At 73.5% G+C, this 20,544-nt stretch carries 20 protein-coding genes and 1 riboswitch; of the genes, 8 read left to right on the plus strand and 12 right to left on the minus strand.

Annotated elements, in window-relative coordinates; all coding sequences use genetic code 11:
• Positions 1-16 precede the first annotated feature (16 nt).
• From ACFYO8_RS05415 to ACFYO8_RS05425, 3 genes are read right to left on the minus strand one after another with little or no spacing between them, the layout of a single operon-like run.
• Positions 17-2,272: a heavy metal translocating P-type ATPase gene (locus tag ACFYO8_RS05415; protein ID WP_354868228.1), complete on the minus strand. Its 2,256-nt coding sequence runs from the start codon at positions 2,270-2,272 to the stop codon at positions 17-19.
• Positions 2,273-2,289: 17 nt separating this feature from the next.
• Positions 2,290-3,261, minus strand: a complete 972-nt coding sequence (locus ACFYO8_RS05420) for a hypothetical protein (RefSeq protein WP_354868225.1) — start codon at positions 3,259-3,261, stop codon at positions 2,290-2,292.
• Positions 3,262-3,295: 34 nt separating this feature from the next.
• Positions 3,296-3,502, minus strand: a complete 207-nt coding sequence (locus tag ACFYO8_RS05425) for a heavy-metal-associated domain-containing protein (protein WP_354868222.1) — start codon at positions 3,500-3,502, stop codon at positions 3,296-3,298.
• 80 nt (positions 3,503-3,582) lie between these two features.
• Here ACFYO8_RS05425 and ACFYO8_RS05430 point away from each other — a divergent pair, with 80 nt between their 5' ends.
• The 4 genes from ACFYO8_RS05430 (at position 3,583) to ACFYO8_RS05445 (ending at position 6,973) form a co-directional block, all read left to right on the plus strand.
• Positions 3,583-3,882, plus strand: a complete 300-nt coding sequence (locus ACFYO8_RS05430) for a metal-sensitive transcriptional regulator (RefSeq protein WP_013283780.1) — start codon at positions 3,583-3,585, stop codon at positions 3,880-3,882.
• A 125-nt stretch (positions 3,883-4,007) separates the two neighbouring features.
• The gene (locus tag ACFYO8_RS05435; RefSeq protein WP_387256830.1) at positions 4,008-4,217 is read left to right on the plus strand and encodes an SHOCT domain-containing protein; all 210 of its coding nucleotides are present in this window, start codon (positions 4,008-4,010) and stop codon (positions 4,215-4,217) included.
• Between the two features lie 163 nt (positions 4,218-4,380).
• Positions 4,381-5,655: a YibE/F family protein gene (locus ACFYO8_RS05440; protein ID WP_354868218.1), complete on the plus strand. Its 1,275-nt coding sequence runs from the start codon at positions 4,381-4,383 to the stop codon at positions 5,653-5,655.
• Between the two features lie 154 nt (positions 5,656-5,809).
• A riboswitch (cyclic di-AMP (ydaO/yuaA leader) is annotated at positions 5,810-5,941 on the plus strand.
• Between the two features lie 3 nt (positions 5,942-5,944).
• Complete coding sequence (locus ACFYO8_RS05445) at positions 5,945-6,973, plus strand: hypothetical protein (protein ID WP_354868216.1); 1,029 nt, start codon at positions 5,945-5,947, stop codon at positions 6,971-6,973.
• 56 nt (positions 6,974-7,029) lie between these two features.
• Here ACFYO8_RS05445 and ACFYO8_RS05450 read toward each other — a convergent pair whose 3' ends face one another.
• Positions 7,030-7,683 (minus strand): carbonic anhydrase, encoded by a 654-nt coding sequence (locus ACFYO8_RS05450; protein WP_354868214.1) that lies wholly within the window; start codon positions 7,681-7,683, stop codon positions 7,030-7,032.
• 165 nt (positions 7,684-7,848) lie between these two features.
• Between ACFYO8_RS05450 and ACFYO8_RS05455 the strand changes: the two genes are divergently transcribed.
• Together ACFYO8_RS05455 and mycP are read left to right on the plus strand one after the other, a co-directional pair.
• On the plus strand, positions 7,849-8,190 hold the full coding sequence (locus ACFYO8_RS05455; RefSeq protein WP_354868211.1) for a helix-turn-helix domain-containing protein: 342 nt from the start codon (positions 7,849-7,851) through the stop codon (positions 8,188-8,190).
• 55 nt (positions 8,191-8,245) lie between these two features.
• The gene (mycP, locus tag ACFYO8_RS05460) at positions 8,246-9,484 is read left to right on the plus strand and encodes a type VII secretion-associated serine protease mycosin (protein ID WP_354868209.1); all 1,239 of its coding nucleotides are present in this window, start codon (positions 8,246-8,248) and stop codon (positions 9,482-9,484) included.
• A 61-nt stretch (positions 9,485-9,545) separates the two neighbouring features.
• Here mycP and ACFYO8_RS05465 read toward each other — a convergent pair whose 3' ends face one another.
• The 7 genes from ACFYO8_RS05465 to eccCa form a co-directional block, all read right to left on the minus strand.
• A complete protein-coding gene (locus ACFYO8_RS05465) occupies positions 9,546-9,827 on the minus strand; it encodes a WXG100 family type VII secretion target (RefSeq protein ID WP_354868208.1) in 282 nt (93 codons plus the stop codon).
• A gap of 28 nt (positions 9,828-9,855) precedes the next feature.
• The gene (locus ACFYO8_RS05470) at positions 9,856-10,164 is read right to left on the minus strand and encodes a WXG100 family type VII secretion target (RefSeq protein ID WP_354868205.1); all 309 of its coding nucleotides are present in this window, start codon (positions 10,162-10,164) and stop codon (positions 9,856-9,858) included.
• Between the two features lie 213 nt (positions 10,165-10,377).
• Positions 10,378-10,647 (minus strand): hypothetical protein, encoded by a 270-nt coding sequence (locus ACFYO8_RS05475; protein WP_354868203.1) that lies wholly within the window; start codon positions 10,645-10,647, stop codon positions 10,378-10,380.
• Between the two features lie 12 nt (positions 10,648-10,659).
• The gene (locus ACFYO8_RS05480; RefSeq protein WP_354868201.1) at positions 10,660-11,388 is read right to left on the minus strand and encodes a hypothetical protein; all 729 of its coding nucleotides are present in this window, start codon (positions 11,386-11,388) and stop codon (positions 10,660-10,662) included.
• A 31-nt stretch (positions 11,389-11,419) separates the two neighbouring features.
• The gene (locus tag ACFYO8_RS05485; RefSeq protein WP_354868198.1) at positions 11,420-11,713 is read right to left on the minus strand and encodes a hypothetical protein; all 294 of its coding nucleotides are present in this window, start codon (positions 11,711-11,713) and stop codon (positions 11,420-11,422) included.
• 18 nt (positions 11,714-11,731) lie between these two features.
• Complete coding sequence (locus ACFYO8_RS05490) at positions 11,732-12,142, minus strand: YbaB/EbfC family nucleoid-associated protein (RefSeq protein ID WP_354868195.1); 411 nt, start codon at positions 12,140-12,142, stop codon at positions 11,732-11,734.
• A gap of 73 nt (positions 12,143-12,215) precedes the next feature.
• Complete coding sequence (eccCa, locus tag ACFYO8_RS05495; protein WP_354868192.1) at positions 12,216-16,181, minus strand: type VII secretion protein EccCa; 3,966 nt, start codon at positions 16,179-16,181, stop codon at positions 12,216-12,218.
• A gap of 169 nt (positions 16,182-16,350) precedes the next feature.
• On the opposite strand from eccCa, the gene eccD reads away from it, so the two are divergent.
• Entirely contained in the window at positions 16,351-17,748 is a 1,398-nt protein-coding gene (eccD, locus tag ACFYO8_RS05500; protein WP_354868191.1) for a type VII secretion integral membrane protein EccD, read from the plus strand.
• Here eccD and ACFYO8_RS05505 read toward each other — a convergent pair.
• A complete protein-coding gene (locus ACFYO8_RS05505) occupies positions 17,732-18,904 on the minus strand; it encodes a type VII secretion protein EccE (RefSeq protein WP_354868189.1) in 1,173 nt (390 codons plus the stop codon). The two genes, eccD and ACFYO8_RS05505, sit on opposite strands and share 17 nt — an antisense overlap.
• A gap of 162 nt (positions 18,905-19,066) precedes the next feature.
• Between ACFYO8_RS05505 and eccB the strand changes: the two genes are divergently transcribed.
• Positions 19,067-20,536 (plus strand): type VII secretion protein EccB, encoded by a 1,470-nt coding sequence (gene eccB, locus ACFYO8_RS05510; RefSeq protein ID WP_354868187.1) that lies wholly within the window; start codon positions 19,067-19,069, stop codon positions 20,534-20,536.
• Positions 20,537-20,544 lie beyond the last annotated feature (8 nt).

The following is a 20,544-nucleotide window of genomic DNA, read 5'->3' on the forward strand; positions in this document are numbered from 1 at the left end:
CGGTCGCTCAATCCCCTCACCCGATCGGGCGAAAGCGCCGCAGCCGGAGGCTGTTGCCCACCACGAAGACCGACGAGAACGCCATGGCCGCCCCGGCGAGCATCGGGTTGAGCAGTCCGGCCGCCGCAAGCGGCAGCGCCGCGACGTTGTAGGCGAACGCCCAGAACAGGTTGCCCTTGATGATCGCCAGCGTCCGTCGGGAGAGCCGGATCGCGTCCGCCGCGGCCATCAGGTCGCCCCGGACCAGTGTCAGGTCGGCCGCCTCGATGGCCGCGTCGGTGCCGGTGCCCATGGCCAGGCCGAGGTCGGCCCGGGCCAGCGCGGCGGCGTCGTTCACCCCGTCGCCGACCATGGCGACCACCCGGCCCTCGCCCTGGAGCCGCTCGACCACCGCGACCTTGTCGGCGGGCAGCACCTCCGCGATCACCTCGTCGATACCGACCTCGGCGGCCACCGCCTTCGCCACAGTGGTGTTGTCGCCGGTGAGCAGCACCGGCTTCAGGCCCAGCTCACGCAGCCGGGTGACGGCCGCCCGGCTGGTCGGCCGCACCGCGTCGGCCACCGCGAGCACGCCCCGGGCCCGCCCGTCCCAGCCGGCCAGGATCGCCGTCCGCCCGGCGGCCTCCGCGCCGGTCGCGGCCCGCACGACCTCCTCGGGTACGTCGAGACCCCGCTCCCGCAGCAGCCGCGCCCGGCCGACCACCACGCTCCGGCCGTCGACGGTGCCGGTGACGCCCAGCCCTTCGACGTTGGCGAACTCGCCAAGCGGCGGCAGCGGACCGGCCTCGGCCGCGGCCTCGGCGACGGCCCGCGCGATCGGGTGCTCGGAGGCGGCCTCCAGCGCGCCGGCCACCCGGAGCAGGTCGGCGGCGTCCTCGCCGTCGGCGGGCAGCACCTCGGCCAGCGCCATCCGCCCGGTGGTGACGGTGCCGGTCTTGTCCAGCACCACGGTGTCGACCCGGCGGGTGGACTCCAGCACCTCCGGCCCCTTGATCAGCACACCGAGCTGCGCGCCGCGCCCGGTGCCGACCAGCAGCGCGGTCGGCGTGGCCAGGCCGAGCGCGCACGGGCAGGCGATGATCAGCACGGCCACCGCGGCGGTGAACGCGGCGGTCGTACCGGAGTCGGTGCCGAGCCACCAACCGAGCGTGCCGGCGGCCAGCGCGATCACGATGGGCACGAAGACGCCGGAGATCCGGTCGGCGAGCCGCTGCACCGCCGCCTTGCCGGTCTGCGCCTGCTCGACCAGCCGCGCCATCTGGGCGAGCTGGGTGTCCCCGCCGACCCGGGTGGCGCGGATCACCAGCCGACCGCCGGCGTTCACAGTCGCACCGACCGCGGCGTCGCCCGGCCCCACCTCGACCGGCACCGACTCGCCGGTGAGCATGCTGGCGTCGACGGCCGACGTGCCCTCCTCGACCACACCGTCGGTGGCGACCTTCTCGCCGGGCCGGACCACGAACCGGTCCCCGACCGCGAGCTGCCCGACCGGGATCCGGGTCTCCTGCCCGCCGCGCAGCACCGCCACGTCCTTGGCCCCGAGTTCGAGCAGGGCCCGCAGCGCCGACCCGGCGGTGCGCTTGGATCGGGCCTCGAAGTACCGGCCGGCCAGGATGAACACGGTCACCCCGGCGGCGGCCTCCAGGTAGATGTTGCCGGCGCCGTCGCCGCGGGTGATGTCGAGGCTGAACGGGTGCTTCATGCCGGGCATGCCGGCGTCGCCGAGGAACAGCGCCCAGAGCGACCAGCCGAACGCGGCCAGCGTGCCGAGCGACACGAGCGTGTCCATGGTGGCCGCGCCGTGCCGCAGGTTGACCAGCGCGGCGCGGTGGAACGGCAGCCCGCCCCAGACCACCACCGGGGCGGCCAGGGTGAGCGAGGCCCACTGCCAGTGGTCGAACTGCCAGGCCGGAACCATGGCGAGCACGATCACCGGCACGGTGAGCACGGCGGAGACCCAGAGCCGGGTACGCGCCGTGCGCAGCCCGTCCACCGGCTCCCCGGCCGCTGCCGCCTCCGCCTGCTCGGGCGGCGGCGGCACCACTGCGGTGTAGCCGGTCTTCTCGACCGTGGCGATCAGGTCGGCCGGCGCGATGTCGTCGGCGTACCGGACGGTGGCCTTCTCGGTGGCGTAGTTGACGGTGGCCTCGACGCCGTCCATCCGGTTGAGCTTCTTCTCGATCCGGGCGGCGCAGGACGCGCAGGTCATCCCGCCGATCGCCAGCTCGATCAGATTCGGCGCGGTGGGCAGCGCCTTTCCCGTGGCAGTCATCGCGGCACCTCCGGCGCTCAACTGTGCCCGTGCCCGGGGGTGCCGTGTCCGGCGTCCGGGGTCGGTGCGGTGGTGGATGCCGGCGCGGCGGGCGCCGGCACGGTCCGGTCGCCGGCCAGGACTGTGAACTCGGCGGTGTGCACCGCGTCGCCGTGCCGGAAGTCCAGGTAGAGACGGTACGCCCCGGCCGACGGCACCTCGGCGGCGAACGTGATCGCCGGACCGGCCGCTGTGCGCCCGTCGCCGGGCGTGCCCTCCGGGTGCACGTGCAGGTACGCCAGGTCGCCCTGCCGCAGCGCCACCAGGTGCCCGTACGCGCCGAGGTAGGGCGCGAGGTCGGTGACCGGCCGCCCGTCGCGGCTGACGGAGAGCGTGAGCCGGCTGGTCCGGCCCGGCTCCGGCGTGCCGGTCAGGGTGACCGTGTAGCCATCGACGGTGGTGGTGGTCGCCGGCGCCGGCAGCGGCCGGGCGGCCAGCTCGCCGGGGACCGTGACGTCCAGGCCCAGGGTGAGCGGCTCCCCGCCGGCCGGGGTGAAGTCGGCGAACGCCCGCCAGACGCCGGGGCCGTCCAACGGCGAGGCGACGCGCCAGGTGCCGTCGCCGTCCATCTCCGGGTGGACGTGCCGGAAGCCGGAGAGGTCGCGGCGGGCGACGATCAGGTGCATGCGCTTGTCGTGGGCCACCTCGTAGCGGGTGACGGGTGTGCCGTCCGGGCCCGTGATCCGGAAGGCGAACTGCCCGGCCGGCGCGGCGGCGTGCTGGAACGTGTGGCCGCGTTCGGAGACGAGCAGCCCGCCGGGCAGGTGCGCGGAGGCGCCGCTCTCGTCGCCGTGACCGGCGTCGCCGGCCCCGTGGTCGCCGGCGCTGTCGTCGTGGCGGGTCTCGGCGGCCGGGGCGACGGGATCGGCCAGGTTGCCGATCCCGTACGCCGCGCCGAACACCGCCACGAGGCCGAGGGCGAAGCCACTGAGCTTCGTCGCCGTGTTCATGGTGTCTCCTCGGTTTCTCGGGTCCGCCGGACCGTCACGCACCGACGAGGTCGTAGCCGGCCTCGTCGACCGCCGCGCGGACCGCGTCCACGTCCAGCGGGTTCCGACTGGTGACGGTGACCCGGCCGCCGTCCAGGTCGACCTGGACGTCGGTGACGCCCGGAAGCGCGCTCAGCTCGGTGCTCACCGAGTTGGCGCAGTGCCCGCAGGTCATGCCGCTCACCTGGTAGGTGGTTTCCATCTCGCCCTCCGATCTTATACCCCCTAGGGGTACGTGCCGAACGTTAGCATACCCCCGAGGGGTACGCTATCCTCGGCTTCATGACCGCGCCGTCCAGCCCGACCCGGGGCTACACCGCCAGCAAGGACCAACTCCTCGCCCGGCTCCGCCGGATCGAGGGTCAGGTCCGTGGCATCGAGAAGATGGTCGAGGACGACCGCTACTGCATCGACGTGCTCACGCAGATCTCGGCCATCCAGGCGGCGCTGGACAAGGTCGGCCTCGGCCTGCTCGACGGGCACGCCCGGCACTGCATGCACGAGGGCGCCGCCGAGGGCCGGGCCGACGAGATGGCGACCGAGATGATGGCCGCCGTCGGCCGCCTGATGAAGCGCGGCTGAGCGGGGACCTCCGACCCTCGGAGCAGGGCACATCGACCCGAGCTGACACCTCCGGGCGGCCGTACCGTCGAAGTGGCGGGCAGGCCGGTCCGGCGGACCCGCGGTGATGGACGGAGGGCGGCCCGATGATGTGGCAGAGCCCGATGATGGGCTGGATGTGGATCTGGTCCCTGCTGGTGCTCGCGGTGCTGGTAGGGCTCGTCTGGGCGGCCGTGCGGTGGACCGGCCCGCAGTACCTGGGCCCGACGACGGCCCGGCGCATCCTCGACGAGCGGTACGCCCGCGGCGAGATCGACGAGGACGAGTACCGGCGACGCCGGGCCGGTCTGGCCTGATCACGCGAGGCGAGCGTCACCGGTCCCGGCGCCCGGGGCCAGCCGGTCAGGCTGCCTACCATGGCCGGGCGACGACCCGGATGTGGTCGACACGTCCGCGCCGCCCGGGTGACCAGACCGGTCCGGCGGACCAGGCGTCGCCGCGACCGTTGGGAGAGACGCCATGGGTGCCGACCACACCCACCCCGCACCCGCCGCGCCGCCGGGCGTACGCCGGCTGCTCGTCGCCGTGGTGGTGCCGCTGTTCGCACTCACCGTGATCGCGGCGCTGGTCCTCTGGCCCCGGCAGGACCGGGAGCCGGTCGGCGGCGCGGACGTCCCCCGCTACCACGGCACCGTGACCCGGGTGGTCACCGAGCCCTGCCCGCCGACCCCGGAGGCCCCGGACGGCGGGGGCGGCCCCTGCGGCACCGTGACGGTGACCGCCGAGCAGGGTCCGGACGCGGGCCGTCAGGTCGAGACGCCGATCCCGGCCGGGCCCGGCGCACCCCGGGTCGCGGTCGGCGACGAGGTCGTCCTGGTCGAGCTGACCGACCCGGCCGATCCGGCGGTCAAGTCCTACAACATCGCCGAGCACCAGCGCGGTACGCCGCTGATCTGGCTCATGGTGCTGTTCGCCGCCGCGATCGTGGCGTTCGGCCGCTGGCGCGGGCTCGCCGCGCTCGCCGGCCTGGCGGCCAGCTTCGCCATCCTGCTCGGCTTCGTGCTGCCGGGCATCGGCGCCGGCCAGCCGCCGCTGCTGGTGGCGATCGTCGGCGCCGCGTTGATCATGTTCGTGGTGCTCTATCTGACCCACGGGATCACCGCGCAGACGTCGGTGGCGGTGCTCGGCACGCTCGGCAGCCTGGTGATCACCGGCGTGCTCGGCCTGCTCGCCACGTCCGCCACCCATCTGACCGGCTTCGGCAGCGAGGACGCCACCACGCTGTCCATGTTCCAGGCCGACGTGGACCTGCACGGCCTCCTGCTGGCCGGCATCATCATCGGCTCGCTGGGCGTGCTGGACGACGTCACGGTCACCCAGGCGGCCACCGTCACCGAACTGGCGCACGCCAACCCCGGGCTGTCCCGGCGGCAGCTCTACCGGGCGGCGACCCGGGTCGGCCGGGCCCACATCGCGTCCACCGTCAACACCATCGTGCTGGCGTACGCGGGCGCCTCGCTGCCGCTGCTGCTCCTGCTGGTCGCCGACTCCCGCCCGGTCAGCGAGATCCTCACCAGCGAGTTCCTCGCCCAGGAGATCGTCCGCAGCGCGGTGGCCACGCTCGGCCTGATCGCCGCCGTACCGCTGACGACCGGACTGGCCGCGATCGTGACCACCGCCGGACGGCGCTCGCGCGGCGCGGACGCGGCGCCGCCCGCGCCCCGGCCGCCGGCCGGACGGGACGACGCGCTGGAGGCGCTCGGCGGCGGAAGGAGTACGGAGGGCGCATGGTGAAACTCCGCAGGGTGACCATCGATTTCAAACGCGACGCTGGTCACGGCGCGCCACGGCGAAATCTCGCTATTGGTCGGCTTCCGGACGTAGATCCTCACGAGTGCTGTCGGGTAACCTCGCTGCCGGTCACCGCCGAAGGCGCGCACCTGCGCCAGCGGTGCCGCCGCCCAATCGCCCGCGGGCGAGCCGGGGAACCAGGTACATGGGGTGAATCCGCGACAGCGGTAGGGGCCACTTCCGTCCCGAACCCGTCAGCTAACCCGGTCGGCGGCCGACGGAAGGGAACACTGTGACGGCACCCCTGCGCCGCTGGCTGACACCCGTGGTGGCCGCGCTGGCCGCACTGGCCGTGCTGGCCGGGCCCACCCCGGCGACCGCGGCCCCCACCGCGGCGGCCCCCGGCACCCCCTCGGGGCACGAGGAGGACGGCGAACCGCCGCTCATCACCGAGGCGATCGACTCCGCCAACCGGAACTTCCTCCAGGCCAAGGCGAAGCTCGCCAAGTCGCAGGACCGCCAGCGGCGGCTGGCGGCCGAGGTGAAGACGGCACAGGCCGAACTCGACGCGCTCAGCCCGCAGGTCAACCAGCTCGCCGCCCAGTCCTACCGGACCGGCCGGATGGGCGCGATGGCAATGCTGCTGGAGAGCAACTCCCCCGACTCGTTCGTCCGCCGGGTGAACGCCCTGGACGAGCTGAACCTCCTCAACGCGCAGCGCCTGGCGGCCATCAACGCGGTCAAGAACCGCGCCGAACAGGCCAAGATCGCGCTCGACGCCGAGGTACGCGAGCAGGAGAAGCAGAAGAACGCGATGGAGCGCGAGAAGGTGCAGGCCGAGCGCGCGCTGAAGCTCGTCGGCGGTCTCGGCTTCACCGGCGGCCTGGTCTCCGCCACCTCACCGGTCGCCAAGGTCGCCCCCGGCCGCACCGCCGACGGCGGGTGGAAGTCGGAGTCGTGCAGCGAGGACGACCCGACCACCTCGGGCTGCGTCACGCCGCGCACGCTGCACGCGTACAAGGAGGTCCGGCGCGCGGGCTTCAAGCGCTTCGTGGGCTGCTACCGGTCCGGCGGGCCGTGGGAGCACCCCAAGGGCAAGGCGTGTGACTGGTCGCTGCAGAACAGCGGCTTCGCGCCCTGGCACAACAACGACACCCGCAGGTACGGCAACGAGGTGGCCGCCTTCCTCATCCGCAACGCCGACCGGCTGGGCATCTACTACGTCATCTGGAACCGGCAGATCTGGTTCCCGGCCACCGGTTGGCGCTCCTACAGCGGGCCGTCGAACCACACCGACCACGTCCACATGTCGCTGCTCTGACGCCCGGACGCGAAAGGGGCCGCCCGAGGGCGGCCCCTTTTCCGTCGTCCGTGCGGTCAGCCCGCCAGCGCCGGATCGGCGGGCGCCGCCTGAGCGGGCAGCAGGGCCGGGGACTGCGCCACGGTCCGCACCTCGCCGCCGGCGAGCCGGTACGACATACCGACCACCGTGCACCGCCCCGCCGCCACCCACTCGGCCAGGACGGCAGACCGGGCCAGCAGCGCCTCCACGGTCTGCGCTATGTGCACGTCGATGATGCCGTCGAGGTCCTCGACGCCCTGGCGGGCGGCGCGCAGCAGGCTGGGTGAGACCGCGTCCACCACCGCGCCCAGGTGCCCGGCCGGGCCGGCGCCGGTGCGGACCCCCTCGCGGGCGGCCTGGACCGCGCCGCACGAGTCGTGCCCGAGCACCACGACGAGCGGGGTGCCCAGCACGGTGACGGCGTACTCGACGCTGCCGAGCACCTCCGGCCCGGCGGTGTGCCCGGCGGTACGCACCACGAAGAGGTCACCGAGGCCGCGATCGAAGATGATCTCGGCGGCGAGCCGCGAGTCGGAGCAGCCGACGATCACCGCGAACGGGTGCTGGCCGTCGGCGACGGCCGCCCGATGTCCGGCGTCCTGATTCGGGTGCTGCGGGGCGCCGGTGACGAACCGGTGGTTACCGGCACGCAGTTCGGCAAGTGCCTGCTCCGGGGTCCTCGGCGTCATGTCCCTCACCTCGTCTACCAGGGAACTACCAGGCCGGACGGCCTCCCGACCAACGTTCACACGCCCCTCGGGAGCCGTCAAGATTCGTGATACGCATTTCATACTTTCCGTTGTCGCCCGCCTCCGGACCGCGCCGATTCGGTCGGCGGCGGAGGTGGCCATAGCATGACCACCATGGCGACCACACCACCTGAGGACGGGAGCCGCCGTAACTGGACCTTCCTCACCAACCACGGCCACGTGCTGCTGGCGATCGCACGCAACCCCACCGCCCGGCTGCGTGACGTCGCCGACGAGGTGGGCGTGACCGAGCGGGCGGCCCAGGCCATCGTCGCCGACCTGGAGGCCGGAGGTTACCTGCGGCGTACGCGGGTGGGACGGCGCAACGAGTACACGATCAACCCGAAGGGCCGCTTCCGGCACCCGGCCGAGGGCTATCAGCAGGTCGGCGCCCTGCTGGCCCTGTTCGCCGCCGAGCCGGCCGGGGACGCCACCACCGACCACTGACCCGGCGGGTGCCACGTGTGCCCGCGCGGGCGGGCGCGGCGGGTAATCTCACCGCGTGCGCGACAGCTTGCGGCCGGGCGCGACCACGGGACGCGTCCGGGCCGGACACCGGATCAGGTCCGTCCTCTCCGGAGCGGCGGTGGCCGCTCTGCTCGGCGGGGCCCTCGCGGTGCCCGCGCCCGCGCTGGCCGCCCCGAAGTGCGGCCCGGCCGGCGGCCCCGCGCCCACCGAGGTGCCCTGGGCGATCAGCCGCCTCGACCCGGCCGCCGCGTGGCGGGTCGGCAAGGGCGCGGGGATCACCGTCGCAGTGATCGACTCCGGGGTCTCACCGAGCCACCCGCTGCTGCGCGGGCGGGTGCTGCCGGGTGAGGACTTCAACCAGCTCGTCCGCCTGAAGGGGCAGTGCGACCTGGTCGGCCACGGCACCATGGTCGCGGGCATCATCGCCGGCCGGGAGGGCAGCGGCTCGCCGTACACCGGCATCGCGCCGGAGGCGAAGATCCTGCCGCTGCGGGTGCTGGCCGAGAACAAGGAGAACTTCGACCCCAACGTGCCGGCCGAGATCGGCAAGGCGATCCGCTGGGCGGTCGACAACGACGCCGACGTGATCAACCTGTCCCTGGTCACGCTCGACGACCCGGCGCTGAAGTCCGCAGTGCAGTACGCGCTCGGCAAGGACGTGATCATCGTCGCCTCCGCCGGCAACCGGCAGGAGAACCGGGAGGACCGGCCGGCCTATCCGGCGGCGTACCCGGGTGTCATCGCCGTCGCCGGCATCGACGAGCAGGGTGGGCACGTCGGCAGCTCGGTCAGCGGGGACTATGTGGACATCGCCGGCCCCGGCCTGAACATCGTCGGGCCCGCGCCGCAGGGGTCGGGCTACCGGGCCGAGCCGCAGGGCGGGACGAGCTTCGCCAGCGCGTACGTCTCCGGGGCGGCCGCGCTGGTGCGGGCCGCATACCCGGACATCAGCGCCGACGAGGTCGCCTACCGGTTGACCCGTACCGCCGACAACCCGCCCGACGGGCACAACGCCGAGGTCGGCTACGGGATGGTCAACCCGTACCGGGCGGTCACCAGCCTGCTGGGCACCCGGAACGACCCGCCGATGGGCGCGATGCCGCCTCCGGCGCCGCCGGCCGACCCGCTGGCCCTGCAGCGCACTGTCGCGATCTGGGTCGCCGTCGTGGGCGCGTTGCTGGCCGGCGTCCTGCTGACGCTGCGGCCCATCCTGGTACGCGGACGGCGGCGCGGGTGGCGGCCCGGCCGACGCGACGTCCCGCAGGACGCCTGACAACACACGACGGCTCCGCCCGGCGCGAGCCGGAACGGAGCCGTCGTGGACCGGTCGAGGGTCAGTTGCCCCAGACCTTGGAGTTGCTCATCTCCGTGGTCATGTAGTTCTCGCGCGCGATGCCCACCGCGCCGCCGATCTCGTTCAGGACCTTGTTGATGTCCTTCACGGCGGCGTCCCACTGGGCCTGGTGCTGCTGGTAGGCGGCCCGGTCCTGGCCCTCCCACTCGAGCTTGGTCAGCATCGCCCGCAGCGTGTCCAGCTTCTCGTCGATGGTCCGCGAGATGGCCTGCATCTGCTGGTTGCTGCTCTCCAGAACAGCGTAATCAACCTTGATGCTCATCGAATCCTCCTCTGCCTGTCTTCGCGGATCACGGGTTGAGCGCAGCGTGGAACTTGTCCAGCATCTGCTGCTGCTCTTCGTCGTTCACCTGGTGCGTGGTGCCCGACTTGTCGAGCAGGTCCGCGATGTTGTCCATCGCGGTCAGCAGCTTCGCCGTGTCCTCGTTCCAGCGGTTCATCAGGCCCTGGAAGCCCGTGGACGCCTGGCCCTTCCAGGCCATCGCCAGGTCGTCGACCACGTTCCACAGCTTCTTGAGCTCGCCGTCGACATCGCTGCGCGTGGACCGCACGTCACTCGCGGCGGTGTGCAGAGTCGCTGCACTGACCTCGAACGCCATGCTTCACACCCTTCCGTCATCTTGTGGCGGCGGTTCCGCCGCGCCCTCCCCCGCGGCAAGGCGTACACACCCCACCGACGGACACTTCATCCGAACCGTAGCGGACAATGTCCAACCCGCGCAGCCCTGCCGACCCATCGGCGTATTCCGACAGCCCCGAACCGACAACGCGATCCGGCTGTCTCCGTACGAGTTGGACAGTCGGCGCCGAGGTCACGGCCGTTCCCGTGTGGATCTGACGATCGTCGACACGCCGAAGGCCAGCACCGCGATCAACAGCACCACCACGACCCACAGCACCGGCTTCTCGAACGCGCGCTGGAACGCCAGCACCAGCAGCGCCGCACAGGTGCTCAGCGCCACCACCTCGGCGGCCCGCCGCAGCTTCGCCGAGCGGGTCAGCCCGGCGATCAGCATCAGGACCACGAAGACCGGGATGGTGAGCAGCACGTACAGCAGCAGCGAGAAAAGCAGGGTGTCCACGCGTCGCCCCCGTCAGCCGTAGAACTTGGAGTCCCGCACCCAGTCGATCTTGATGTCCTTGATGTCCGGGTCGGAGCCGGTCGGGGCCCACCCGGGACGGGAGTCCGCGGTGAAGGTGAACCGGTCGTCGGTGTGGAAGGCGGCCAGCAGCGCGTGCAGCAACGCGCTGATCTCGCCGAAGACCAGGACCAGGATGGCGGCGGTGGCGGCCAGGCCGGCGATGCCGATGGCCTGAGCCAGCGCGGTGGTGGCGGGGAAGAACTGGAGCGCGATCGAGGCGATCACCGCGACCAGGATCGGCATGAGCGCCTGGGCCAGGCCGGAGACCGCGTCGTTGTACGCGTCCCGGGCCGCGGTGAGCGTGTCCCGGTTGGCGGCGAACGCCTCGGCCAGCGAGTTGATCTCCGCCCCGAGCTTGCGCAGGAACAGGTCGAACGCGTCCCGGTCGTCGAAGTCCCACTCCGCCGCGTCCGGCGGAACCGCCGCCATGGCCGCGCCGAACTGGTCCGCGCCGAGCAGGCGGGCCGCCTCGTCCCACTTCTGGATGGACTCGTTCACCTGCTGGTTGTCGAACGACTCCAGGTAGAGGATCGTGCCGATCAGCGCCGCCGAGGCGGCGATCCAGACCAGGTTGCCCTTGGCGATCGCCGCCGCCGAGCGGACCGGAGCCGTGGTCTGCGCGACCGACACCGAGCCGGTCACCGTCCCCGAGGCGTTGGCGATGAGGATCTCCGGTGGCATCAGGCGTCCCTTCCGTGGCGGACCCGGCCGGTCACTTGACCACCCAGGGCTGATCCGAATTCTCCCAGTTCTTCGCGCTCTGTTCGAGCTGCGCGGCAGCCCTGCGCAGATGCTCCACACCGCTGCGCACGTTGTCCAGGTGCCCGTCCACCGCCGCGTTGTGCCGCTCCACCGCGCCGGTGCCGAACCAGCTCAGCGCAGTGCCGGGCAGCTTGACCTCGGCCAGCAGCGTCTCGACGTTGCGCAGGTACTGGATCGGCCCGTCCGGGGCGTCGAGCCGCTGGCCCGCCTTCCGGATCGCGTCGACGTCGACAGTGTTCGCCATCGCCGGCCTTCCTCTCGTTCAGCGCCGCAGGTTGCGGGTCGGGTCGGACAGGTCCACCCCGAAGCGGCGGAACCAGTCTTCGGGGGTGAGCGTGCCGTTCTGCGCCTGGCGGACCGTCTCGGAGTCGCCGAGCATCTCGCTCAGCATCTCGCGCTGCCGCTCCTCGAAGGCGGCGTACGCCGCGTCGATCGCGGCCTGCATCGCCTCGGCCAGGGAGAAGCTGTCCAGCCGCATCGCCCGCGCGTTCAGCTCGATGTCGCCGACCTTCATGTCGCCGTCCACCGTCACCCGCACCAGCCCGTCCGGGCTCTCCCCGGTGACCCGTAGCTCCGCGCGCTGCCGCTGGAGCTCGGCCAGTCGGCGCTGCTGCTCCTGCGCCTGGCGCAGCAGACCCTCCATTGCCGCACCGAAACCCGACGGGCTGCTCACCTACTCGCCCCTTCCCACTCGCGACGATCGATCGGGCCGACGCTACCGGACCGGGCGTCGGCCGTCCGTCCCGTCATGCCGGTTCCGTCCACGCGGTCTGGATGAGCTGCTGGCCGTCGCGGCGGCGCACGAGCGTGCCCCGGCCCGGTGGCTGCGGGGTCGGCCGCAGATTGCCGAACACCGCGCCCTCCTCCCGGCTGCCGGACATCAGCAGGCCCGGCGAGTCCAGCTCGCGCAGACGTTGCAGCACCGGCTCGTACAGCGCCCGGGCCACACCGCCGACCCGGCGCGTGATGATCAGGTGCAGGCCGATGTCGCGCGCCTGCGGCAGCAGCTCGTGCAGCGCGCTGAGCGGGTTGCTGCCACCGGAGGCGACCAGGTCGTAGTCGTCCACCAGGACGTACAGCTCCGGGCCCTTCCACCAGCTCCGGTCGCGCAACTGGGCGGTGGTCACGTCCGGGCCGGGCAGCCGGTTCTGCAACGCGCTGCGGATCGAGCCGAGACCCTGGCTGAACACCTGGTTCGACGGCGCGTAGTCGAGCAGGTGATCCCCCTCGACCGCGCCCAGCAGACCGCGCCGGTAGTCGGCGATGACCAGCCGCGCCTGGGCCGGGGTGTACCGCTCGGCGATCCCCCGGGCGATCAGCCGCAGCAGGTTCGTCTTGCCGCACTCGGCGTCGCCGAACACGGTCAGGTGCGGCTCGCCGGCCAGATCCAGGTAGACCGGAGCGAGCGCCGACTCGTTGACGCCGATCGGGATGCCCGGGGCGGACCTGTCGACCACCTTCGCCAGCTCGGTGACAGTCAGCCTGCGCGGCAGCAGCCGCACCTTCGGCGCCGGCCGCCCCGGCCAGTTCGCCGCGACGTGCCCGGCCAGCGCCACAGACGCCTCGGTCAGGTCCTCGATGTCGCGCTTGCCGTCGATCCGCGAGATCGCGGTCAGGAAGTGCAGCTTGTCCCGGGTCAGACCGCGACCGGGCGCGCCCACCGGCACGTTCTGCGCGGCCCGCCTGTCGATCTCCGACTCGGACGGGTCACCGAGCCGCAGCTCCAGCTTGGTGCCGAGCAGGTCCCGCATGTTGATCCGGATCTCCGCCCAGCGCACCGCCGTGATCACCACGTGGACGCCGAAGCCGAGGCCCCGGTTCGCCAGGTTGGTGATCGTCTGCTCCAGCTCCTCGTACTCCTGGCGCAGCGTGTTCCAGCCGTCCACCACGAGGAAGACGTCACCGAACGGGTCGTCGGCGAACTCCCCGGCCGCCCGGCGGCGCCGGTAGCTGGCCACCGAGTCGATGCCGTGCTGGGTGAACCGGTTCTCCCGCTCGTCGATCACGGCGACCACCTCGGCCACCGTCCGCCGGACCGCCTCGACGTCACGCCGGCCCGCCACGCCCGAGGTGTGCGGCAGCCCGTCCAGGCTGCGCAGCGCGCCACCGCCGAAGTCGAGGCAGAAGAACTGCACCTCGCGCGGCGTGTGGGTGAGCGCCAGCGAGGCCAGCATCGAACGCAGCATCGTGCTCTTGCCGCTCAGCGACGCCCCCACGATCACCACGTTGCCGCCCGCGCCGGCCAGGTCGACCATCATCGGGTCGCGGCGCTGCTCGTACGGCCGGTCCACGATGCCCACCGGCACCGCGAGCCGGCCGCGGCCCGGCCAGTCGGCGGTGGTCAGGCCGTACGCCGGGTGCACGCTCAGCTTGGGCAGCAGTTCGGCCAGCCCGGACGGCTCGGCCAGCGGCGGCAGCCAGACCTGGTGCGCCGGCTTGCCGCGGCCCTTGAGCTGGTCGATCAGCACGTCCAGCATGGCCACTGCCTTGCCGTCGCCGGACTGCTCCGGCTCCGGGGTCGCCTCGGCCACGCTCGGCGCCACCGGCACCGGCACGTAGTCGATGCCGTACGGGACGATCCGGCGCTGCACGTGCGCCCGGGTGGAGCGCTGCACCTGCCCCGGCGCCCGGTACGGGCCGGACACGTAGGCGGCGCGGAACCGCAGCATGGTCGCGGTGTCGGTCTTCAGGTAGCCGTGGCCGGGCGCGCTGGGCAGTTCGTAGGCGTCCGGCACGCCGAGCACGATCCGGCTCTCCACCGCCGAGAACGTGCGCAGACCGATCCGGTACGACAGGTGCGTGTCCAGGCCACGCAGCTTGCCCTCCTCCAGCCGCTGCGAGGCCAGCAGCAGATGCACGCCGAGCGACCGGCCGAGCCGGCCGATCATCACGAACAGGTCGATGAAGTCCGGCTTGGCGGCCAGCAGCTCGGAGAACTCGTCACAGATGATCAGCAGGCTGGGCATCGGCTCCAGCGGCTCACCCGCGGCCCGCGCCTTCTCGTAGTCGTACCGGGAGACGTAGTTGCCCGCCGCCCGCAGCACCTCCTGCCGGCGGTTCATCTCACCGGCCAGCGCGTCCCGCATCCGGTCGACCAGCGGCAACTCGTCGGACAGGTTCGTGATCACCGCGCTGGTGTGCGGCAACGCGTCCAGCGAGGCGAACGTGGCGCCGCCCTTGAAGTCGACCAGGACGAAGTTCAGCTCCTCCGAGGAGTGCGTCACGGCGAGCGCCGCGACCACCGTACGCAGCAGTTCGCTCTTGCCGGAACCGGTCGCGCCGATCACCAGGCCGTGCGGTCCCATGCCCTCGTGCGCGGACTCCTTGAAGTCCAGCTCCACCACGTTGCCGTCCGGGCCCAGGCCGAGCGGGATGCGCAGCCGGTCCCGGTGGCTGCGCGGACGCCAGGTCTGTCGAATGTCCACTGTCGCCGCGTCGCCGACGCCGAGCAGGTCGGGCAGCTCCATGCTGCGGGCCAGCGGCTCCTCGGTGCTCGCGCCCTGCTGCTGGGAGAGCCGGAACGGCGCGATCTGCCGGGCCAGCCCCTCGGCCGCGCTCAGGGAGAGCAGGTCCGGCCGGCCGAGCCTCGACGTGGCGGTGCCACGGACCAGGTCCAGCCCGGTGCCGTCCCCGGCGTCCAGGCAGAGCAGCCAGCGGCCGGCGTCGCGCGGTACCGCGCCGGACAGGTCGAACACCGTCGTGCCGAGCAGGCCCGGCCCGGTCAGCGCGCAGCTCGCCGAGACCTCGCCGCCGTCCAGCACCACCACCACGTGCGGCGCGGTGGTCAGGGGCTTCGCCTCCGGCGTGAACCGGGGCCGCCCGCCCAGATCCTGGGCCAGCGCGGTCTCCGCCTCGTCCAGCGCGGCGAACACCATCCGGCGTGCGCCCGCCGCGTCCGTACGCCCCGGGTGCTGGGCGTGCGGCAGCCACTTCACCCAGTCCCAGGCCGCCTGCCGGTCCGGCGCGGCCACCACTACCACCAGGAGGTCCTCCGGGGCGTGGAACGTGACGAGCTGACCCAGCGCGGCCCGGGCCAGGTCGAGCACCGGCTCCCGGTCGCCGCGCAACGCGATCCGGCTGAACGCGCGCAGCGACAGCGCGGTCGGCAGGTCCGGCACGCTGGAGTGGGCGCGGACGAACCGGCGCAGCGCGATCGCGCTCATCGGTTCCAGGTCCTCCACCGGCTTGGTCTCCGGCGGCACGATCTCCACCGCCAGCCGCTGCGGACCGAGCGCGATCCGCACCTCGCCGAAGTCGTCCTCGGTGATCCGCCGCTCCCAGAGCCGACGCGAGGCGGCGATCGACCAGAGCGCGTCCGGCTCCGGGTGCCGCCAGGTCATCGCGGCGCGCTGCTGCTCGGCCGCCCGCCGGGTGCGCTTGCGCATCTGCGCGAGGTAGCGCATGTAGTCGCGGCGCTGGGCGTTCAGCTCGGCCTTGTCCTTGCCTCCGTTGCCGAGCGTGCCGAGCGCCATGCCCAACATGGACACGCCGAACAGGCCACCCGCGACGTACGTCATCATGCCGCCGCCCCGGCCGGCATAGAGGAACGCCATCGCGCCGACACCGCAGAGCATCGGCAGGATCATCAGCACCTGGCCCATGCCCTTGGCCTGTGGCTCGGGCAACTCGGGCGGGGATTCCAGCAGCACCTCGCCGCGCGGCAGCGCGGGCCCCGGTTGACGCGGAAGTCGGCGGAACACCACCGTACTCACGGCTCTCCCCTCCCCAGAAGCGGCCCAGATCGTGGTCTGCCGCCGCCGGTGAGCGTCGGGTGGGCAACCTGTGCGACCGCCATCGTAGGTAATCTCCGTCAGGCGTCGTGGACCCGTGGGGGCGACGCCGACGGCCCAGCGGATCGTATGCGAGCACGAGGAGGCCACTGTGGCGACGAAGACGGCGACCGGCGGACTGAGCCGGATCACCATCGTGGCGCCGCGTACCAGGATGGATCTGGCGCTGCCGTCCGACGTGCCGCTCGCCGACCTGCTCCCCACGCTGCTGCGGTACGCGGGCGAGGACCTGGCCGACGAGGGCGTACGGCACGGCGGCTGGGCCCTGTCCCGGCTCGGCGGTCAACCGTTCGACGGCGGCCGTACGGCGGCGCAGCTCGGGGTACGCGACGGCGAGGTGCTCTACTTCAACCCGCGTGCCGCGACCGCCCCCGAGATCGTCTTCGACGACGTGGTGGACGCGGTCGCCACCTCCACCACCCAGCGGGCGGGCGCCTGGCAGGTGGGCACCACGCGGGTCTTCGCGGTCCTGCTCGCCGCGTCGGCGCTGGCCGGGGGCGCGGTAGCGACGCTGCTCACCGGCCCGCCGCAGCTGCCCGGTGCGGCCGCCGCCTTCGTGGTCGCGGTGGCGCTGCTGGTCGGCGCCGCGGTGCTGTCCCGGGCCGCGGGCGACAGCCGCACCGGCGCGGTGCTGGCCCTGGTCGGAATCGGTTACGCGGGAGTCGGCGGCCTGCTGGTGCTCGCCGGGGACCGGACGCTCGGCGAGCTGGCCGGCCCGCACGTCCTGCTCGCCGGCACCGCGGTGGTGGTGTTCGGCGCGATCGGCGCGCTGGCGGTCGGCGACCGTCTGCCGCTGTTCCTCGGCGCGGTGGGCGTGGGCGGCGCGGTCGGCCTCGGCGCGGTGCTCAGCCTGGCCTTCGGCATCGACGCCGCGGCCTCGGCGGCGGTTGTGGCCACCATCGCGTTCGGCGCGCTGCCCGCGCTGCCGATGCTCGCCTACCGCCTGGCCCGGCTGCCGGTGCCGTCCATCCCCACCGGACCGGACGACCTCAAGACCGACACCGAGTCGGTGGACGGCCCGTCGGTGCTGCGCAACAGCGAGCGCGCCGACGGGTTCCTCACCGGCCTGCTCTGGACGGTGTCGCTGCTGGTGCTCGGCGGCGAGGTGGTGCTGGCCGAGGACGGCCGGCTCCCGGCGGTCCTGCTCTGCCTGGTGCTGGCGCTGCTGTCGCTGCTGCGGGCACGCCCGTTCCTCAGCCGCGCCCAGCGCACGCCGGTGCTGCTGGCCGGCACCGCCGGGCTGGGGCTGGTCGCCGCCGCCACGTTCGCCGCAGGCTCGCTCGCGGTGCGGCTCGGGCTGATCCTCGGCGGGCTGGCCGTGGTGGCGGTGATCAGCCTGGTCTACGGCCTGACCGTGGCCGGCAAGCGGATCTCCCCGGTCTGGGGCCGGACCCTGGACATCATCGAGATCCTGCTGATCATCGCGCTGGTGCCGCTGACCTTCTGGGTCTGCGGCGCGTACGGCTGGATCGTCAACCTTCGACCGTGACCGTCCCCATCGCGGTGCCGACCGGGGCGGTGGCGTAGACGCCCGGGCCGTGCTGGCCGTCCAGCAGGCGGGCCGGCACGCCCGCGCGCCGGGCCATCTCCCGGACTGCCTTGACCAGCGCCTCGGCGTGCCCGTCCATGGCCGCCACCCGCAGCAGCGGCGGCACCTGCCGGCCGCTCGGGAGCACCACTGCGGCGACCGTGTGCGAGGGCGCGGAGGTGGCCGTGACCGCGTCCACGAGCGCGCCGAGCGACCCGTTGGGGCGTACCCGCAGGGCCAGGCAGCGCTGCGTCCAGCCGCCCCCGCGCAGGCTGGTCCACGTCTCCACCGGGGACTCCGGCGCGAGGTCGAGCCCGGCGCCGGACACCACCGCCGCGTGCAGCTCGTCGCGGTCGAGCACCCGGTGAGCGAGGCCGGCGGCGTTGAGCGCCTTGCCGAGCCGGCCCACGCCGGCCGCCACCGTGCGGTGCACGCCGCGCAGCCCGCCGCCCCGGCTCACCGTCTCGGCCCGTGCGTCGGACACCGACAGGCGCAGCGCAACCCACACGGTCCGGTACGCGGACGGCGGCGCGCCGGGCGCCGGGTACCAGACCAGGGTGTGCGAGACGACCTGGGTCTGGGTGACCGGCCCGGAGAAGTCGGCGAGCACCGCGAGCGCGCGGTCCACCACCGCCGCCTCGATCGAGCCGGCGGGCGCGCCGGGACGGCCGGTCAACGCCAGCGCGGCGAACCAGCCCCGGTCGTCCTGCCCGATGCCGAGCCGGGTGCCGCGCTCGGTCAGCTCCACCACTGTCAGCTCCGGCGCGAGCGCCGCGAGCCGCGGGTCACCGCCGGGCGTCGCGCCCCGGGCCCGGCCGCGGCGCCGGCGCAGCCGACGGCGGAGCATCAGGTCCTCGTACCACCAGCGGCCGCCCCGGCGCGCGAAGGCCGCGCCCACGGCCAGCAGCGCCAGGACGGCGACCACCGCGAGCAGCCACGCCGGGCCGGCGGTGGCGAACCAGACGGCGAGCGCCGCGCACTCCACCACCACGAGCTGCCCGACCACGACCGGGCCGAGCCGTCCCCGGCGGCGCTTGTCCGCCGGGGTGACCGGCCGGTCCACCGGTACGGCGGGAGCGGTGGCGGTACGACCGGGTGGCGCCTGGAGCTGCGTCATCGGTGTGCGTCCCTTCTGGACATCCTGGGCCTCCGCCGGGCGGGTGCTGTCGTTCGGGCGGCGGACGGGGTCCGGCGCACCCCCGGCGGCCCCTTATCGTAGGGAAGCCCGCGACGCCGCTCGGACCTGTCGTCGTGGACCCACCCCCGCCGGAGGTTAGTCATGCGGACCCGCCGCGATCAGGTGCAGGCGTACCGCTTCGTCACCCGCCGCATCGTCTCCGCCCTGCTCTCCGGCGATCCGGAGACAAACGAACTGCCGATGCGCCGCCTCGGCATGGCGGTGTTCGGCAGCGTCATCGCGGCAGCGGTGGTGCTCGGCGGTGTGGGCGCGTACGGGCAGCTCACCAGCAACTCCGCGCCGCTGGCGCCGAACACGCTGGTGATCGAGCGGGAGACCGGCGCGACGTACTACTTCGGCGAGGACAAGGTGTTGCGCCCGACGCTCAACTACGCCTCGGCGCGGCTGATCGTCAACGACCCCGCGGCCGAGCCGCGCACCATGTCCCAGGCCTCCATCAGGGATCGTCCGCGCGGGCGGCTGGTCGGCATCGTGGGCGCCCCGGACGACCTGCCGGATCGCAAGTCCCTGGTCGGGCTCCCGTGGTCGGTGTGCGACGTACCGGATCCGAACGACCCGCAGCGCTCCACCACGCATCTGGTGATCGACCGCGCGCTGCCCGGCGGCACGTCGCTCGCCGACCGGGCCGTGGTGGTGCGGACCAGCGACGCCCGCTACCTGCTCACCGGCGGTTCCCGGCTGCGGGTGGCCGGTGACGAGCAGGCGCTGGTGGCGTTGAAGATGGCCGGCGCGACGAATCTGACCGTCGGGCAGCAACTGCTGAACGCGGTCCCGGTCGGTCCGGTGCTGCGCAAGCCTTCGATCGCCGGGGACGGCAGCGCGAGCGGGCTCACCGTGGCCGGCCGGCCGGCCCGGATCGGCCAGGTCTACCAGGCCGCCGGCCAGTACTACGTGCTCACCCGGCAGGGCCTGGCCACCGTCCGGGAGGTCACCGCGCTGCTGCTGCTCGGCGGCGGCGGTGAGGTGACGCAGATCACTCCGGACGAGGCGGGCCGGCTCCTCACCGACCAGCGGCTGGACGCGGACGGCCTGCCGGCCCGGCTGCCGACGCTGCACGAGGTCCGCGTGGGACGCACGGTGCTCTGCGCCACCTACCGGCCCGGCCCGGCCGGCCAGCCGCCGACCACCACGCTGGAGGTCTTCGACACCGCGCCGGCCGAGCTGACCTCGGCGACCGCGATGCCCGCGCGGCAGGGCGCCCGGGACGCGGTACGCACCGCCGAGCACGTGCTGCTGCCCGGCGGCAAGGGCGTGCTGGTGCAGGCCACGGCCGGCGAGAGCGGCAAGGCGGCGGCCGGATCGACGGTCTACCTGATCACCGCGCAGGGCATCCGCTATCCGCTCGGCACTGCCGGGGGCGACGCGAAGAGCGCGCTCGGATACGGCGACGTGACACCGCTCGCGGTGCCCGCCTCGCTGCTGGCGCTGGTGCCGACCGGCCCGACGCTGTCCCGACAGGACGCGATGGCGTACTTCGATGCGTCAGCGCCCGCGGCGCCCACCGCGACGCCCTCGGCCGGCGGCGCGGCCGCCCAGGTTCAGGGCGGTTGACCCGCTCT

Origin of the sequence: Micromonospora sp. NPDC005257, from assembly GCF_042872445.1 — a bacterium.
Lineage (GTDB): Bacteria > Actinomycetota > Actinomycetes > Mycobacteriales > Micromonosporaceae > Micromonospora.

Bases quoted from the DNA above. Each gene is read 5' to 3' on its own strand.
- ACFYO8_RS05420 (WP_354868225.1), bottom strand. From the start codon at position 3,261: ATGAACACGGCGACGAAGCTCAGTGGCTTCGCCCTCGGCCTCGTGGCG.
- ACFYO8_RS05455 (WP_354868211.1), top strand. From the start codon at position 7,849: ATGACCACCATGGCGACCACACCACCTGAGGACGGGAGCCGCCGTAAC.
- ACFYO8_RS05470 (WP_354868205.1), bottom strand. From the start codon at position 10,164: ATGGCGTTCGAGGTCAGTGCAGCGACTCTGCACACCGCCGCGAGTGAC.
- ACFYO8_RS05425 (WP_354868222.1), bottom strand. From the start codon at position 3,502: ATGGAAACCACCTACCAGGTGAGCGGCATGACCTGCGGGCACTGCGCC.
- ACFYO8_RS05430 (WP_013283780.1), top strand. From the start codon at position 3,583: ATGACCGCGCCGTCCAGCCCGACCCGGGGCTACACCGCCAGCAAGGAC.
- ACFYO8_RS05505 (WP_354868189.1), bottom strand. From the start codon at position 18,904: ATGACGCAGCTCCAGGCGCCACCCGGTCGTACCGCCACCGCTCCCGCC.
- ACFYO8_RS05415 (WP_354868228.1), bottom strand. From the start codon at position 2,272: ATGACTGCCACGGGAAAGGCGCTGCCCACCGCGCCGAATCTGATCGAG.
- ACFYO8_RS05485 (WP_354868198.1), bottom strand. From the start codon at position 11,713: ATGGCGAACACTGTCGACGTCGACGCGATCCGGAAGGCGGGCCAGCGG.
- ACFYO8_RS05465 (WP_354868208.1), bottom strand. From the start codon at position 9,827: ATGAGCATCAAGGTTGATTACGCTGTTCTGGAGAGCAGCAACCAGCAG.
- ACFYO8_RS05450 (WP_354868214.1), bottom strand. From the start codon at position 7,683: ATGACGCCGAGGACCCCGGAGCAGGCACTTGCCGAACTGCGTGCCGGT.
- eccB (WP_354868187.1), top strand. From the start codon at position 19,067: ATGCGGACCCGCCGCGATCAGGTGCAGGCGTACCGCTTCGTCACCCGC.
- ACFYO8_RS05440 (WP_354868218.1), top strand. From the start codon at position 4,381: ATGGGTGCCGACCACACCCACCCCGCACCCGCCGCGCCGCCGGGCGTA.
- ACFYO8_RS05435 (WP_387256830.1), top strand. From the start codon at position 4,008: ATGATGTGGCAGAGCCCGATGATGGGCTGGATGTGGATCTGGTCCCTG.
- ACFYO8_RS05480 (WP_354868201.1), bottom strand. From the start codon at position 11,388: ATGCCACCGGAGATCCTCATCGCCAACGCCTCGGGGACGGTGACCGGC.